This window comes from uncultured Algimonas sp., assembly GCF_947498175.1.
In the GTDB taxonomy this organism is placed as follows: domain Bacteria; phylum Pseudomonadota; class Alphaproteobacteria; order Caulobacterales; family Maricaulaceae; genus Litorimonas.
Genome location: NZ_CANMJB010000008.1, coordinates 36219 through 51977, shown reverse-complemented (window position 1 = coordinate 51977; position 15759 = coordinate 36219). Strand labels below are relative to the sequence as shown.

12 protein-coding genes are annotated in these 15759 nt (G+C 64.6%); 7 read left to right on the top strand and 5 right to left on the bottom strand.

Translation table 11 applies throughout. From position 1 onward, the window contains the following. Positions 1-70 precede the first annotated feature (70 nt). Entirely contained in the window at positions 71-1831 is a 1761-nt protein-coding gene (locus Q0718_RS11320) for a hypothetical protein (protein ID WP_298917867.1), read from the bottom strand. On the opposite strand from Q0718_RS11320, the gene Q0718_RS11315 reads away from it, so the two are divergent. Together Q0718_RS11315 and Q0718_RS11310 are read left to right on the top strand one after the other, a co-directional pair. Further along, positions 1830-2600 carry a SprT family zinc-dependent metalloprotease gene (locus tag Q0718_RS11315; RefSeq protein WP_298917864.1) on the top strand — a complete coding sequence of 257 codons (771 nt, stop codon included), beginning with the start codon at positions 1830-1832 and terminating at the stop codon, positions 2598-2600. The two genes, Q0718_RS11320 and Q0718_RS11315, sit on opposite strands and share 2 nt — an antisense overlap. 67 nt (positions 2601-2667) lie before the next feature. Beyond that, positions 2668-3573 carry an Hsp33 family molecular chaperone HslO gene (locus tag Q0718_RS11310; RefSeq protein WP_298917862.1) on the top strand — a complete coding sequence of 302 codons (906 nt, stop codon included), beginning with the start codon at positions 2668-2670 and terminating at the stop codon, positions 3571-3573. A 41-nt stretch (positions 3574-3614) separates the two neighbouring features. Here the strand turns inward: Q0718_RS11310 and Q0718_RS11305 are convergent, their stop codons facing one another. Then, the gene (locus Q0718_RS11305; RefSeq protein ID WP_298917859.1) at positions 3615-5078 is read right to left on the bottom strand and encodes a TrkH family potassium uptake protein; all 1464 of its coding nucleotides are present in this window, start codon (positions 5076-5078) and stop codon (positions 3615-3617) included. 154 nt (positions 5079-5232) lie between these two features. On the opposite strand from Q0718_RS11305, the gene Q0718_RS11300 reads away from it, so the two are divergent. Next, positions 5233-7602, top strand: coding sequence for a S9 family peptidase (locus tag Q0718_RS11300; protein ID WP_298917857.1), 2370 nt, complete (start codon positions 5233-5235; stop codon positions 7600-7602). Between the two features lie 42 nt (positions 7603-7644). Here Q0718_RS11300 and Q0718_RS11295 read toward each other — a convergent pair whose 3' ends face one another. Then, positions 7645-8220: an SH3 domain-containing protein gene (locus Q0718_RS11295; RefSeq protein ID WP_298917855.1), complete on the bottom strand. Its 576-nt coding sequence runs from the start codon at positions 8218-8220 to the stop codon at positions 7645-7647. Between the two features lie 147 nt (positions 8221-8367). Then, complete coding sequence (locus Q0718_RS11290) at positions 8368-9051, bottom strand: tetratricopeptide repeat protein (RefSeq protein ID WP_298917853.1); 684 nt, start codon at positions 9049-9051, stop codon at positions 8368-8370. A 38-nt stretch (positions 9052-9089) separates the two neighbouring features. On the opposite strand from Q0718_RS11290, the gene Q0718_RS11285 reads away from it, so the two are divergent. After that, positions 9090-9971, top strand: coding sequence for a hypothetical protein (locus Q0718_RS11285; protein ID WP_298917851.1), 882 nt, complete (start codon positions 9090-9092; stop codon positions 9969-9971). Here the strand turns inward: Q0718_RS11285 and Q0718_RS11280 are convergent. Continuing rightward, entirely contained in the window at positions 9946-10452 is a 507-nt protein-coding gene (locus Q0718_RS11280; protein ID WP_298917848.1) for a hypothetical protein, read from the bottom strand. The genes Q0718_RS11285 and Q0718_RS11280 overlap by 26 nt on opposite strands. 161 nt (positions 10453-10613) lie before the next feature. Between Q0718_RS11280 and Q0718_RS11275 the strand changes: the two genes are divergently transcribed. The 3 genes from Q0718_RS11275 to Q0718_RS11265 all read left to right on the top strand — a co-directional run bounded on the left by Q0718_RS11275 (position 10614) and on the right by Q0718_RS11265 (position 15756). Beyond that, a complete protein-coding gene (locus tag Q0718_RS11275) occupies positions 10614-11300 on the top strand; it encodes a hypothetical protein (RefSeq protein ID WP_298917845.1) in 687 nt (228 codons plus the stop codon). A 154-nt stretch (positions 11301-11454) separates the two neighbouring features. Beyond that, positions 11455-13416 carry a cation:proton antiporter gene (locus tag Q0718_RS11270; protein WP_298917842.1) on the top strand — a complete coding sequence of 654 codons (1962 nt, stop codon included), beginning with the start codon at positions 11455-11457 and terminating at the stop codon, positions 13414-13416. Between the two features lie 450 nt (positions 13417-13866). Continuing rightward, complete coding sequence (locus tag Q0718_RS11265; RefSeq protein ID WP_298917839.1) at positions 13867-15756, top strand: PBP1A family penicillin-binding protein; 1890 nt, start codon at positions 13867-13869, stop codon at positions 15754-15756. Positions 15757-15759: the final 3 nt, after the last annotated feature.

The following is a 15759-nucleotide window of genomic DNA, read 5'->3' as shown; positions in this document are numbered from 1 at the left end:
ACATTCCGGCACAGCCGGATGCGCGGATGCATGGCGCGAACCGATCTACGAGACGATCGAAGCCCGTTCCTTATTGGACTTCGACACTTAAATTGAGCGGTTCGATCGTCGGTTCGCTGCCGTCCTGACCCGTCAGCGACGTTATGGACACGGGCTCTTCGGGCGCCATCGTGATCGTCATGGTCTGTCCGGGCGTGTCGATGAAATCGATCAGACCGGATCCGACCGTGTCCATCAGGTCGCGCTGGAAGGCCGACGGTGCGGTCAGCGAACCGAGCGCGATCATCGTCTTGGCACTGCCCTTCAGGACGGGGACCGGGCGGCCAGTGATCGCGGAAGCGACTTTGTAGCCGCGCTCGACCAAGCTGTTGCCAGGCACGTCTTGGATATCGCAATCGAGGCTCTCGATCCGGATCAGCTTGTTCGCCTCGGCCTGGGCCGCATTGTAGCGTTCCATCTCGGCCATGTAGCGCTCCATTTCAGCCTCGCTATCGCCGTCGTCCGAGAAATCGAAAACGGGCATGGTCACACCGCTGGCCTTCATGGACGCGGCGGCCGCATTCGTTCCGAGAACCGAATAGTCACAGCGCATTCTCAGCCCGTCATCGATGTCGAAAAGGCCGTCTTCATAGCGCACGCGGTCTTCGGCCGGATCGAAGATCGTCGTTCCGGACCCCTTCATGGAAATCTCCGCCAACCCGTTCTCGCGCAGCACATCCATGTAGGGCGCAACGGGTGTGTCGGTCATGTCCTTGAAGGTCACAATCATCGGTTCCATCACGGAGCGAAGCGTCGTGACCCCGCCGTCCACGGTCGTATCCGCTTCGAAACCGTCCGTGATCAAGTCGAACGTGCCGGACTCCAACGCCACGCGTCCCAAGTCGATCTGCCGGAAGGGCGGCGTCCCTCTCGGCGAGAGACCCGACATGAAGCCGTTCATGAAACTGGCACCCAATCCGGCCCCCGGCATGTTTCCTGGGTCCATCTGGGTCGTATCCAGTCCCATTGCGGTCAGCCCGTCCATTTCCAGCTTGAAGGGTTTGGCTACAGTCGCGGCGTCGGTGTCAGAAGCGGAGTCGTCATCAGCCGCCCATTCGAAGTTCAGAGTCTCCAACACGACATCCATGATGGCCATGTCGGCATCGTTGCCGACCACGATCTGCTCGATCGCGAATGTGCCGGTTTGCTCGTCCTCCCGCACGGTGGCCGTCATGTCGGCCAAGCGGATCGCACGGAACTCGCCCGTATCGGCGATGTCTTCGACCGTATCAGTAGCCTTTTCGGCCGCTGTGTCGCGCGCCATCAGAACATCGGTCAGGTCAGCCATGAGGTCCGCGGTCGGTTGCACCACGGTCAGATTGGCGACCGCGGCGTCCACGACTTCGACGCGGGCCTCGCTCTCATCCTCTTCGTAAGCCTTGAGACCCATATCGAGGACAACCAGCTTGTCGAGCGTGGCCCCGTCATCCGTTTCATGCAGGCCGATCATCTCGACGCGGTCCGCCTGAATGGCGGCATTGCCGCTGGATGCGGTCCAGTCCGTATAGACAACCGTGGAGCCGTCGATCGCGCGCTCGCCATAGCTTGCCCCGTCCATGCCGAGCGCGTCCAGCAAGGCCAGCGTTTCGGATTCGGTTCCGTCACGGGCCTCGACCTCGAAATGGCGGGACAGAGCGCCCTCGTCCGCCTTGGTCAATTCCAGCGTCGCCGCATCGACCGTGATTTCCTCAGCCGCGGGCTTGTCCCCGCCCCGGCAAGACCCCATCACGAGGGCGGACGCGCATAGTCCGGCAAGAAGGGTGCGCTGCAAGCTCAGCGGGGAAGCGAACATGTCGGAAGTCCTGTCGAAGTTGAGCCACATGTCTAGCGGCCATGCCCTGCCTGACAAGACGCAATTCCCGTTGATCGACTCAGCCGACCCACGCGTGCTCTACGTCCTGTCGGACCGGGCGCGGCGCGTCTCGTTGAAGGTCAAGCCTGCCGACCGGCAAGTCCATGTCGTCGTGCCGGGTCTGCGCAGTTTCGCACAGGCGCAGCGCTTCGCGCGGGAGCAACGCGATTGGATCGATGTCCAATTGGAAGGCTTGCCCGCGCCCATGCCGTTTGTGCCCGGCGGGAACATCCTATTTCAGGGAGACCGGTTCCAGCTTGTCAATCCGCCCGGAAAGGGCCGCGCCAAAGTGGACCGCTCCGGGCGGAGAATCACCGTCCCCTCCCCCGATCGGGAAAGCTTTCCCGGCCGGGTGCGGCGCCTGCTGATCCGCGAGGCGCGCGCCGAGCTGGAGGCTGCCACCCACCATTACGCCGCGCAGCTTGGCAAGCGTGTTGGCAAAGTCAGCGTACGCGACCAGTCCTCCCGCTGGGGCAGCGCCATCACGCGGCGCGGCGAAGGTCAGATCTCCTATAGCTGGCGACTGATCTGCGCCCCGCCGGACATTTTGGAGTATGTCTGCGCCCATGAATGCGCCCATCTGGTCGAGCCCAATCACAGCCCGGCCTTCTGGGCCGTTTGCGAACGGCTCTTTCCGGACACCCCGATGGCCAAACGGTGGCTCGGCCGCCACGGCGGAGAGCTGCATGCCGTCGGTGCGGATGCCTGAAAGCATGGGGTGCGATACGGGTTGAAATCCCTGCATCCCTTCCCACATCCGCGCCATGCAAGACATCATGAAAAACCAACTCACCGTCTTCACGGTCGGTGGGACAGACGACACGCTCGCGCCCGTCAGAGGCCGCGCCGTGCGCCTGCCGTCGGCTTTGCAGACGGCACTGGCCGACCGCTATCCCGAGCCAGTCGCCCGCCTGCTTGGCGAAGCGATGATCGTCGGTGCGCTGGTGGCGCGCTCGCTCAAGTTCGACGGACGGCTCGTCGTCCAGTGCCACGGCACGAATGAGGGCGCGGTCAGCCTGCTGATGGCCGACTGCACCACGGACGGGCATATTCGGGGCTACGCCCGATATGACGAAAAGGCATTGAAATCCGTCACTTTGGACAATCGCAGTCCGGGCGCGAACACGTTATTGGGCGGCGGCACCTTTTCCATGACCATCGACCAAGGTCCAGATACGGATCTGTACCAGGGTCTGGCCGCCATCGAAGGCCAGCGCCTGTCTGATTGCGCCGAGCATTTCTTCGAACAAAGCGACCAGATTCCGACCATGATGCGCCTGGCTGTGGGTCAGGATGTCGGGCCCGGTGGCAGCCAATGGACCGGCGGCGGCCTCATGATCCAACGTGTCGCCGAAGATGCGGCACGCGGCGAAACGGACAGCGTGTTCGACACGGCCAAGGCCCTCATGGCGACAGTGGACGATGCGGAATTGATCGATCCGGACCTGCCGACGGACAGCCTGCTCTACCGCCTGTTCAATGAAGACGGCGTCCGGGTGCTTGACCGGCTGGATGTTCACGCCGAATGCCGCTGCTCGCGCGATCGGCTGGCGAACACATTGAAGAGCTTCGACGCCGCTGCCCGCGCCGACATGGCTGACGATGACGGCATGATCCGCGCCCGGTGCGAGTTCTGCGATGTGGAATATGTGTTTCCGGTCGGAGGGATGGAGCAGGCCTGACCATTGGACTCATCCGCGCGTTCGGACGCGCGGGGGCTACGCTATGCGCGCCAGAACCCGGGCGTCAGCACGACCAGGGCGGTGACGATTTCCAAACGTCCGACCACCATGCCCGTCATCAGAGCCCATTTCGCCAGTTTCGGCAGATCCTGATAGGTGCCGCTGGGCCCGATGATGTCGCCCAGCCCCGGCCCGACATTGGCTACGGCGCTGCCCGCGCCGGACCAGGCCGTAACCGGGTCCAGCCCGATTGCGCCCAGAATGGAAGCGATGACGGCGACGGTGACGAAGAACAGGAAGAAATAGCCCAATACCGAATAGACGACGGCATCGGGCAGCGGCCGGCCATTGTAACGCATCGGCGCAATGGCGTGCGGCCTCGGCATGCGGAACAGATAGGCCCGCAACGCTTCCAGCGCGACTTGGTAGCGGAAAATCTTGATCGAACAGGCCGTGGACCCGGCACAGCCTCCGATGAACATGTAGAAGAAGAAGGCACCGACCGCCATCGCCCCCCAATTCATGTAGTCCGCCGTGGCGTATCCGGTCCCGGTAATGATGGAAATCGTATTGAAGGCGGACAGGCGCAGCGAATGCAGCAGGCCCAGTTCGCTGTCCTGCGCGCCCGATGTGACCAAGGCGACGCAGACCAGAAGGCTGAGCATCACGACGACGCTCAAAAACGCCCGGACTTGCGGATCGCGGGCTGGCGCATCCAGCTGCCCGCGGCGCACCATCAGCATGTAGACCCCGAATGGTAGCGCCCCCAGCAACATGAAGACCATGCCGACGATGTCGGCGCCGTCATCCATGAAGCCGCCCATGGACGCGTCCGAGGTGGAATAGCCGCCCGTCGCGATCGTCGTCATGGCGTGAGCGACCGCATCGAACACGCTCATCCCCGTCCAGGTGTAGGCGGTCGCGCATGACAGGGTCAGCCCCAGATAAATGCCTGCAATGGTCAAGGCAATGCTCCGTGCGCGCGGCAGGATCTTCTCGCCCACATCGGAGCTTTCCAGCCGGAACAGCTGCATTCCGCCGACGCCCAGCATGGGCAGGATCGCCATGGCGGTGACGATGATGCCGATCCCGCCTATCCACTGCAGCATCGCCCGCCACAACAGGATGCCCTTGGGCATGTCGTCGATCCCGGTCATTACCGTCGACCCGGTCGTGGTGATGCCGGAGGTCGCTTCGAAAAAGGCATCCGTCAGGCTGAGCCGCACCGGGTCCAGCATGAAGGGCAGCGCGGCCAGCACGGCCAGTACGATCCAGGAAAAGACGGTCAGGACGAAAGCGCCGCGCGCCCGGATGTCTGGCACCGGATTGTAGGTAGCCGTCGCCAGCGCTCCGCCGATCAGCGTAACGACCAATCCCGAAATGGCGAAAGCCTGCCAGGACCGGTCTTCATAGAGCAGGTCGACCGCCATGGGGACGAACATGAGCAGCCCCATGGCGAGGGCCATGAGTCCGATCACGAAGAATACGGAACGCAGATCCGCCATGGCGGGCTTATCGGGTGCGCGGCAGGGCGTGGCAAGGCCGGGCATGGCGCTTATGGCGGGCTTGGGGAGGTCCCTCTCCGAAACCCGGTATCTATTGCGTGGAAACCGGGCCGCGCGTAAGCGCAAGGGACGATCACCCTCCACGGAGTCCGGCATGCGCCACCGTCTACTTTTTCCGCTCCTGCTCGGCTCCTTGGCCGCCTGCAACTATGGCGGCGATCCGGTGGACCGGAACGACGAGACGAAGGAAACCGTTCCGGCCCTGCAGCAAGCGGCCTCCGACGCGCTGACACCCCGTACGCAGCGGCGCAGCTACCTGATGGACGATCCGGGACCGGGTCGGCTGACGCCCGAACGCATCCATGCCGAGCCGTCTATCGACGGCCCGTCCTTGGCGCGTGCCCGCATCGCCCCCGACGGCACGTTCGTCACCCTCTTGAAAGGCCGCGAGGACGATGCGGACCAGCAGGACCTCTGGGCCTACGACATCGAAACCGGTGAAGGACGTCTGCTCGTCAGTTCCACCGACCTGCTCGGGGCGCCGGAAGAACTGTCCGAAGAGGAAAAGAATCGCCGTGAACGCCAGCGCCTCTACGCCAGCGGCATCGTCGATTACAGCTGGGTCGGCCAGGACCTGCTGATGTTCCCGCTGGGCGGGGACATCTATCTCTATGATCTGGATACAGAAGAGGCGCGCCAGGTCACGGCTACGCCCGCCTTCGAGACGGACCCGAAAGTCTCGCGCGACGGCGCGCTCGTCGCCTATGTGCGCGAGGACGAACTCTACGTTAAGGAATTGGAAACCGGACTGGAGCGCCAACTGACGGACACGGCGACCGACACGGTCCGCAATGCCACGGCCAGCTTCGTGGTGCAGGAGGAACTGGACCGCGACACGGGCTACTGGATTTCGCCCGACGCGACGCGCATCGCCTACACGCAGATCGACGAGAGCCCGATCGCGATCGAAACCCGCGCCAACATCGGACCCGACGGGATCACGACCATCGACCAACGCTATCCGTTTGCCGGAACGGACAATGCGACGGTGCGGCTGGGCGTTGTGAATACATCCGGCGGGGAAACCCGATGGCTCGACCTGGGCGACGACGCTGACATCTACCTGACCCGCGTCGCTTGGGCGCCGGACGGCCGCTCGCTTTATGCCGGCGTGCTCAGCCGGGACAACCAGACGCACACGATCTACCGCATCGATCTGTCAGATGGCGGATCGGACGTATTCTACGAGGAGACCAGCGAGACATGGCTGAACATTCGCTCGGAGTTCAAGGCTGTCGAGAACGGCCTGCACTTGATCAGCGAACGCGACGGCACAAGGCGGTACTACGAGATCACGGCGGACGGTCCGCGGCCGTTGACGCCGAGCGGCCTGCTGATCGAAGATGTGTTGTGCGAAACGGCCGACGGCACGCTGTTCGTGACCGGCTGGCGCGACAGCCCGGTCTCCACCCACATCTTCCGCGTGGATTCTGGGAACGACGAGGGGGCGGACAGCACGACCGAACGCTTCGTCGCGACACAGATCGACAAGGGCGAAGGCCAGCACCGCGCGGCGTTCAACGCCGACTGCACGCGCTATCTGGAAACCTTCAGCAACGACAACGTCCCGCCCCAGGTCCGCGCGTTCGAGGCGGACGGCACGCCGCTGACCTGGCTGTCGCGCAATCTGCTGGACGACACGCATCCTTACGCGCGCTACCGTGACGCGCATATCGAGCCGGAATACGGCACGCTGAGCGCTGAAGATGGCTCTACGCTGCACTATCAAGTCTACAAGCCTCTCGGACTTCGGGCGGGGGAACGCCGACCGTCCGTCACGATCGTCTATGGCGGCCCAGGCGTACAGCGCGTGCTGAACCGCTGGGAACGCAAGCATTTGCCGCGCATGCTGGCCCATCACGGCTTCGTCGTCTTTCTGGTCGATGGCCGCGGCAGTTCCAATCGCGGCAAAGCGTTCGAGGATGTGCTGCACCGCGCATTGGGACGGGCCGAAGTCGTGGACCAGATGGTCGGGGCGGAATGGCTCAAAGGCCGGGACTTTATCGATCCAGACCGGATGGGCGTCTATGGCTGGTCCTATGGCGGCTACATGGCGCTGATGATGCTGGGCCAGACCGATCTGTATGCATCGGGCGTTGCCGGGGCGCCGGTGACGGACTGGGCGCTTTACGACACCGCCTACACGGAACGTTATCTGGGCGATCCGCGGCCCGACCATCCGAACCATACGCCCGGCGCCTATGAGGGCGGGTCCGTCTTCACCTGGCTCGACGGGCTGACCGAACCGGTGCTGGTCATTCACGGCATGGCGGACGACAATGTCGTCTTCCGCCACACGGTGAAGCTGGTGGACGCGATGCAGAAGCTAGGCCGTCACAATCTGACGCTCGAAGCCTATCCGGGCGAAAAACACGGCTTCCGCGCGACCGAAGCGCGCATCCACCGCGACAGGTCTATTCTCGAGTTCTTCCTCGACACGTTGGGCGCCGAGGAAAACGGTTAGCGTCAGTTCACAGCCGACGGGGCGTTCCCGTCGGCCCAGTCCCTAGCAGGGTTCGAGACTTCCGTCCGGCAGTTCGACCAGGCAATCGACCGGCTCTTCGACCTCGATAATGCCGCCGGTCTCGCCGTCGATGATGATCGTGTCGGGACCCAGGTCCATATCATCCCATTCCCAGTCGTACCAATAGGTGCGGTCCTCCCACCAATCATAGTCGTCCCAGTAATCGAGACTGTCGTAGAAGTCGTAATCGTCGTAGTAGGCATCCCAATATGTATTCAGCTCGAAGCTGATGACCGGCACGCCATATTGCCGGGCATAGACCGGGCCGTGATAGCGTTCCGACATGTAGACGATATCGAGATCGTCGCTGGGCACCCAGCCTCTGAAACGCCCGGCGCTGACGTCGCACCATGTATAATGGCGCACGCATCCCAGCACCTCGATATCGTTGTCTTCGGCCAGCACGACGATCGTCGGGAAACGCGCCCCCGGCCCGGCCCGTAAGGGAATGTCGTCGATGGTAAAGCCAATCGTTTGTGCTTTCGCATTGGACGGAGCCACGACCGCAGCTGCCAACGCCAGAATGGCGGAAGCCGTCAGTGTTCGTAATGATATCATGTCCTAAACTCCACTTGTGTCGATACCGACATGTATTGCTCTTGCGACTTTGCCCTCACTGTCTCCGTGACGAGACCAATGAAATTTCAAAGCCTGATCGAGTGTCGCACTTTCGGGATCATGGATCGAATTACGATCACGATATGTTTATCTCTCCGCCGGCGCCACGTTCGCCAGACGGATCGCCTCGACGATCCGGCCGCGCATCAATGCCGTTTCGACCGATGCAGGATCGGCAATCAGTGCGGCTTCGATATCCTGATGGGCCGCAGCAAGCCGGTCTTGTCGCAACCGGACATCGGCCCGGTAGCGCAAGGCTTCGGCATTGTCCGGGTCGTCTGAAACAACATGGCTCAGCTCCGTTTCGGCCGCACGGATGTCGCCGCGCATGACACTGGCGCGCGCCCGCGTGATGCGCAGCGCCGCATGGTCGTCCTCATGCGCCAGCCCAGCCGTCGCAGAAGCGTGCGCTTGGTCCGCTTCGCCCGCCGCCAGCCAGAAATTGGCGGCTTCGGAGCGGAAGTTGGCGCGCATCTCGGCCGATCCGCCGTCCCGGCTTTCCGCGAGGGTGTCCAGCCGGTAGGCGGCCTGGCTCTCATGGCCGAGCGCGAACAGGGCCATGGCCTCGCAATGGCGCGCCCGGCGACCACCGCCTTGGTCACGCCAGATCATGGCTTCCTCGAACGCCAGGTCCTGATCCTCGGCGATACGCTCCAGGCAGGCTTTGTGCTTGGCGTCCAGTTCCTGCGTGCGGTCTGCCGCCTCGGCCGACAGGGCGCTTGCCAACAGCGCGGCGGCGACGGAAAGGATGAAGGTTGCGGGTCGGGTCATGAGGGCCGCGCTATAAGGTCAGGCAGATGGCGGACACAATGCGCCCGCGCGTTACATTGCAGTTACCTGGAGCCTATGAGCGGGCCATCGCGCTGGACGGGACCAAAGTTCTCCTGTTGGGCCGCGGCTATGTCGCCCGCGCGCTGGAGCCGCATTTGCGAAAGGCCGGAGCCGTCCTCCGGCACACGTCGCGCGATGAGAGCGGCTTGACTTTCGGGTCGGACGCGATGCGCGACGCTTTCACCCGGGCCGACATCGTCCTCGTCTCCGTGCCGCCGAGCCGCCAAGGTGCGGAGCCGTCGCTGGCCGCATTGGCCGGCGTGTCCAGCCGGGCGCGCTGGATCGGCTATCTGTCGGCCACGAGCGTTTACGGCGACCGGCGGGGGCAATGGGCGTTCGAGGGCGAAGCGCCGACGCCGGGACTGTCCCGCGGCATCCGGCGCGCAGACGCCGAGCTTGCCTGGCTGGAGGCGTATCCGCAGACGCAGATCTTTCGGCTGGCCGGAATCTACGGGCCGGGCCGGGCGCCCTTCGCGCGCCTGCGCTCGGGTGAGGCCCGCATCGTCGAAGCGCCCGGCCATGTGGTGAACCGCATTCACGTGGACGACATCGTGAGCGCGCTGCTGGCGTCGATGGAGCGGCCTAGCCCGCAGGACATCTACAACATCGCCGATGGCCATCCCGCCCCGCCGGGCGAGGTGCTGCGTTTCGCAGCCGACCTTATCGGCGTATCGCCGCCGCAGACCGTCGCCCTGCACGATCCCTCCGTCTCCGCCATGGCGCGGAGCTTCTATGCCGAGTCGAAGCGGGTCGACGCGTCGCGCGCCCGATGGCGGCTGGGCTGGCAGTCGCGCCATCCTACCTATCGCGAAGGCCTGCGCGCGATACTGTCCGCTATGGAAGACCGGACGACACGATAGCGGCCGCGTCCGGACGGTAGCCGCGCGCCTTCATGCAATGCTCGAAAGTCTTCGCGTCGGCATCCAACGCCCCCGCTTCGCAATCGCGCCAGTCTTCGAGCAGCGCCGCGCCGTCCAGGCGCACATAGGACACGCCGTCCACGGTCATTACGTCCATGGCCAGAGGGCCTACCCTGACCGTTTCCAGAATCTCCACGGAACGAAACATCTCAACCTGAGCTGTCTGGACAGTCACGACGGTATCCGATCCGGCCTCGGCGACGGAGAAGGCCCTAGCATCCGTCGCCGTACCGGCCTTCGCGGGTGCGGCCCTTTCCGGCGCGTCGCGCAACAGCTTGCGAACCGGCGCGGAGACGAAACCGGCGACCGACCGTGTCCGGTCCCACAACCCGTCCGCCGTCGACTCCAGCGCGGCGCAAGCCGTCAGGGTCGTCGCGGCGAAGCCCATGACCGTCAACATCCTCGGAAATCTGGCCGTCATGCTCACCCTCCCCTGATTGGTAGCGACCTCAGAGCCGTTCAAGTCGCGTGCCAGTCTTTTGCGACGCGAAAGGCAATCCAAGGTTCGGAACACCGACGCGCTTCAGCCGTCTTGTTCCGGCGGCCTTGACAGCTCCGCCGCCAAACCTCACCGGAGCGCCCATGTCGAAAAATGGAAAACCCCGCCCCGGCCGATCCAGACCCGTGGTCGGCAAGGCAAAGCCGCAACGCAACGTCGCGAAAGAGCCAGTCCGGGACACGGTTCCGACACCCGATATCGGCACGCCGGAGACGACGGCGCTTTCGGGGTCGAAGCCCAGCCCGGGCGAGGTCGATTTCGGCCCGCGCCTGCAGGCCCTTTTCGAAGTCGCGCAGAATTACGGCGAACGGTCGTTCGAGAATTATTCACGCATCCGCAGCTTGGCCGAGACTTTGCGCGACGAATTCTGTGCCTGGCTGTCCGAACAGCCGGGCTGCGTGTTCCTGGTCCCGCCGGAAGGGCGCTTTTCGGCCAAGAACTACCAGTCGGCGGCTTTTTCAGTGGCCGGCAAGGGCTATCTGCCGCTCAAGCCGATCAGTTTCGGCCTGGCCGTGCGGGTGTCCCAGGACAAGGATTTCATGCGGCTGAAGGTGAGCTGCCGCAAGGAAGGCGACGTGATGTTCGTCCGTCTGGAACGCGGCCCCGAGATCAAGCTGGGCATGCCGGTGTCCGACGACGCGCTGCTGCCGCTATTTGAGGAAATCTACGCGCATCTGATGAAGTTCTTCCAGGACCGGATCGACGATTACGACAATGGCCGCTACGGCGTGCAGGAGATCGGCTTCGATATCCAGCGGATGACCACCTAAGCCGTCTGCGGGCCGGGCCATTTGTGGGCCGCGCCGTCTGTGGGCCGAGCTGTCTGTGGGCCGAGCTGTCTTGGCGCTTCCCCTTCCGCAGCCCAACCGCTAGAGCGAATCCTTTGAAGCGGGTCGTTACGTCCTGCGTCGCGACGGATCCCGAATGGCCGCTTCCCTCTCCGCCGATGCCGCGCATTATGCGGCCTTCAGCCTGCCGATCAAGCTCGCCCTGATCGGCGTGCTGGGGATCGGCGCGCAGTGGCTGGCCTGGCGGTTGCAGCGCCCGGCCATCGTGCTGATGGCCTTGGCGGGGCTGATCTTCGGGCCGCTGCTCGGCGCGGTTCTGCAATTGAACATTCCCCACCAGATAGCCTCCGTCATCGGGCTGTTCCGGCTCGACCCGGTCAATGATTTCGGCGAACTCTACCGCCCGCTGATCGGCCTGTCGGTGGCGATCATCCTGTTCGAAGGCGGGTTGAATCTGCGTTTCCGGGATCTGGGCAATGCCCGCAACGCCGTGTTGCGCCTGGTGTTTCTGGGTGGACCGATCGCCTGGGCGCTCGGCGCGGCGGCCTGCTACTACATCGTCGGCCTGCCTCTGCTGATTTCCGTCATGGTCGGCGGCCTGTTCGTCGTGACCGGGCCGACCGTCATCATGCCGCTCCTGCGCCAAGCCCATCTGAAGAACCGGCCCGCCAACGTGCTGAAATGGGAAGGCATCGTCAACGATCCGGTCGGCGCTCTGTTCGCCGTCATCGGCTACGAGATCATCGTTTTCCAGCTTACAGGCGTCAGCGCGGCGGCGATCTTCGGCCGCCTCGCCTTCGCCGCCATATTCGGCATCGTGGTCGGCATCCTGTCCGGCTACGCCATGGCGTGGTCGTTCCGGCGCGGGCACATCCCGGAATATCTCAAAGCCCCGGTCGTCCTGGCCTGGGTATTGGCCGTCTATGTGCTGTCCAACAAGCTGGCGGACGAAACCGGCCTGCTGACGGTGACGGCGCTGGGCATGACCATGGCCAATCTGAAATTTGCCGCCCAGGTCGAGATGCGGCGGTTCAAGGAAACCATCACCATCATCCTGGTCTCCGGCGTGTTCGTCATCCTGACCGCCACGCTGACGCCCGCCATCCTGCAGGCGTTCCTGCTGGAATGGCGCGTCTGGGCGTTCGTCGGCATCATGATGCTGCTGGTCCGCCCGATCGCCGTCATGCTGTCCACCCTCTGGTCGGGACTGGACTGGCGCGAGAGCCTGCTGGTCGCCCTGATCGCGCCGCGCGGCATCGTCGCCGTGGCCGTTGCCGGCCTGTTCGCCGCAGAGCTGCAGGCTCTGGGTCTGGACCAGGGCGCGCTGTTCGTGCCGCTCGCCTTCGCCCTTGTCTTCGCCACCGTGCTGTTCGCGGGATTCTTCATCGGACCTCTGGCCAAGGCGCTGGGGCAGAGCAGCGGCGGCGGCGACGGCGTGCTGATCGTCGGGGCCAATCCGTGGTCGCTGGGCCTGGCCAAGGCGTTGCGCGACATGGACGTGCACGTGCTGATCGCGGACACGAACTGGCGGCGCCTGCGCGCGGCCCGGCTCGACGGGCACAACACGTTTTTCGGCGAAGTCCTGTCGGAAAACGCCGATTATTCGCTCGACCATTCGCAATTCAACTACCTTATCGCCGCGACGCCCAACGATGCCTACAACGCCCTGGTGAGCGTCGAATTCGCGCCGGAACTCGGCCGCCACCGCGTGTTCCAGATCACCAACAGCGACGACGATGCCGATGACGACGCCATCGCCTATACGTCGCGGGGCCGGACCTTGACCTCGCGCGGACGGGCCTTCGATGCGCTGACGCGGGACTGGTGGAACGGCTGGCGCTTCCGCGTGACCAAGCTTTCGGATGAATATACTCTGGAGGACCTGTATCGCGACCGCGGCGACGATCTGGACCTCATCCTGGCCAAGACCCCGCAAGGCGGACTGGAATTCATCCAGCCCGGCCAGGAAGACCGCGCCCGCGGCAATACGGTGCTGAGCTTCTGCGCCGCGACCGACCAGGACGTGGTCCGCGGCGAAGGCGCCAAGCGGTCCGGCGGCAGCACGCTGGCGGGACCGACGGCGACCCTCCCAGGCTAACCCCACAGGTTTGCGTCCCGCCATGCGGGTCTAAGGTTGCAACGGCAATCGTCGCACACCTCGTCGGCCCGATATTCGCCTCAAAGGACGAAAAGGGGACCTCGCGGCGCAAGCACGACTCAGGCAAAGGGACTGCCATCGGCAATACAACACGCATTCGATGCAACGTCGGGGTCTGGTAAGGTCTGCGAAGACCGATATGTGGTGAGTGCCTGACCCAAACCCCAACAACAATGCCGAGGTCTGGCCGAGGGTTTTGTCACAAGATGCGCGTGGATGAATGCGCGAAGAATGGGCAACACAGGCCCCAAACCGCTCAGTTGAAAACGAATCCTAAAACACCCGCCTCAAACACTCTCATCCGCACGAATTCCTCCCGATATTAGCCACCCATAAACCATTTCATAACCATCATGGCCCGGTCACCGAACGCTTCGCTCCGGACCCCTCATGCGCCTTGCGCTGCCGACATTGCCGCCTCGCCTGCTGACCTTCGGCCGCATCGCGGCGACGGCCGGGTTCGCCTGCGCCTACCTCGTCGGCATGGCCGTCCTCACCGCTTTCGCCCATGTCAGCGCGGACCTGCCCGATGCGTCGCGCCTGTGGGAGGACAACCGCCCGCCTTCGATCCAGTTCATGGACCGGCAAGGGCGCGACATCGCCGTGCGCGGCGCGCACGCATTGGAGCCAATGCCGATCGCGAACGTGCCCGCCCATGTGCGCCAAGCCGTGCTGGCGACCGAGGACCGCCGCTTCTACGCCCATAGCGGCATCGACCCTTACGGTCTGGCCAGGGCGACCGTGGCGAACCTGCGGGCGGGACGCGTGGTCGAAGGTGGGTCGACCCTGACGCAGCAATTGACCAAGAACGTCTTCCTGACACCGGAACAGACCCTGAACCGCAAGGCGCAGGAAATGATCGTCGCGATCTGGCTGGAACGGCGTTTCACCAAGAACGAACTGCTGCGGCTCTATCTGTCCCGCGTCTATTTCGGCGGCGGGGCCTGGGGGCTCGAAGCCGCGACCCAGACCTATTTCGGACGAACGCCGGACGATATCAGCCTGTCCGAAGCCGCCCTGCTGGCCGGACTGCTCAAGGCGCCGTCGGCACTGAACCCGGCGCACAATCCGAACGATTCGGCGGCCCGGATGCGCACCGTCCTGCGCGCCATGGACCGGCAGGACCTGCTGGGCGAAGGCGCGCTGGATGCGGCGCTGGCCGCGCCGGTATCGGTCCTCATGCCGCGACGGTCGGCCACGCCGGACGGGTTCATCGACTGGATCTGGCCGGAGATCGAACGGCGCGTCGGCGTGCCCAATCGCGACATGGTCATCCAGGTCAGCCTCGATGCGGACTTGCAGCGCGCCACGCAGGCCGCGCTCGCCGCCTATCTGGACCCGTCACGCGGCGCGGACCAAGGCGCCGCCGTGCTCCTGGGCGGCCGCGGCGATGTGCTCGCCATGGTCGGCGGCGCGGACTATTCGGAAAGCCAGTACAACCGCGCGGTGCAAGCCCGGCGCCAGCCCGGCAGCGCGTTCAAGCCCATCGTCTATCTCGCCGCGCTGCGCGCCGGGTTGAAACCCTGGACGATGAGCACCGACTCGCCGATCACGGTGGACGGCTGGACGCCGCGCAACTTCTCGAAAACGTTCGCCGGGCCGATCGCGCTGGAGGATGCGCTCGCCCGGTCGATCAACACGGTCGCGGTCAAGGTCTCCGAACAGGCCGGGCGGCACCGGGTCGTGGCGACGGCCGCCCAGCTCGGGCTCGAGGATCTCAAGCCCTACGCATCCCTCGCGCTGGGTGCGCAAGGGGTGAGCGTGATCGACATGACGGAAGCCTATCTCCCCTTTTCCACTGGCGGGGACGCATGGGCGCCCTACGGCCTGATCTCCATCGCCACGGCGGACGGAACGCCGCTGTACCACCGTGACCCGCCCGCGCCGCGCCGGGTGCTGAGTGCGGAAGAAGTCCGGCACATGAACCGGATGCTGGTCGGCACGGTGGAGCGCGGCACGGGCCGACGGGCGCTCATAGCGGACCGCGAGGTCGCGGGCAAAACCGGGACGACGAACGGCAACCGCGACGCCTGGTTCGTCGGCTACGCGCCGGACCTGACGTTGGGGGTGTGGATCGGCAACGATGCCAACGCGCCGATGGACCGGATCACAGGCGGAACGATCCCGGCTCAGGTCTTCTCCGATGTGATGGGTGCGGCCTTGTCTGAGCGGCCTTTCGCCTCTTTGCCACGCACCGCCAAGCCCGACGATCTCGTCCGCCGCGACCGGCTCAACAGCCTGCTCGACCGGATCGAACTGGCGACAGCCGCCGGGCAGTAGGCG

Bases quoted from the DNA above. Each gene is read 5' to 3' on its own strand.
- Q0718_RS11290 (WP_298917853.1), bottom strand. From the start codon at position 9,051: ATGACCCGACCCGCAACCTTCATCCTTTCCGTCGCCGCCGCGCTGTTG.
- Q0718_RS11315 (WP_298917864.1), top strand. From the start codon at position 1,830: ATGTCGGAAGTCCTGTCGAAGTTGAGCCACATGTCTAGCGGCCATGCC.
- Q0718_RS11270 (WP_298917842.1), top strand. From the start codon at position 11,455: ATGGCCGCTTCCCTCTCCGCCGATGCCGCGCATTATGCGGCCTTCAGC.
- Q0718_RS11305 (WP_298917859.1), bottom strand. From the start codon at position 5,078: ATGGCGGATCTGCGTTCCGTATTCTTCGTGATCGGACTCATGGCCCTC.
- Q0718_RS11295 (WP_298917855.1), bottom strand. From the start codon at position 8,220: ATGATATCATTACGAACACTGACGGCTTCCGCCATTCTGGCGTTGGCA.
- Q0718_RS11265 (WP_298917839.1), top strand. From the start codon at position 13,867: ATGCGCCTTGCGCTGCCGACATTGCCGCCTCGCCTGCTGACCTTCGGC.
- Q0718_RS11320 (WP_298917867.1), bottom strand. From the start codon at position 1,831: ATGTTCGCTTCCCCGCTGAGCTTGCAGCGCACCCTTCTTGCCGGACTA.
- Q0718_RS11300 (WP_298917857.1), top strand. From the start codon at position 5,233: ATGCGCCACCGTCTACTTTTTCCGCTCCTGCTCGGCTCCTTGGCCGCC.
- Q0718_RS11310 (WP_298917862.1), top strand. From the start codon at position 2,668: ATGAAAAACCAACTCACCGTCTTCACGGTCGGTGGGACAGACGACACG.
- Q0718_RS11285 (WP_298917851.1), top strand. From the start codon at position 9,090: ATGCGCCCGCGCGTTACATTGCAGTTACCTGGAGCCTATGAGCGGGCC.
- Q0718_RS11280 (WP_298917848.1), bottom strand. From the start codon at position 10,452: ATGACGGCCAGATTTCCGAGGATGTTGACGGTCATGGGCTTCGCCGCG.
- Q0718_RS11275 (WP_298917845.1), top strand. From the start codon at position 10,614: ATGTCGAAAAATGGAAAACCCCGCCCCGGCCGATCCAGACCCGTGGTC.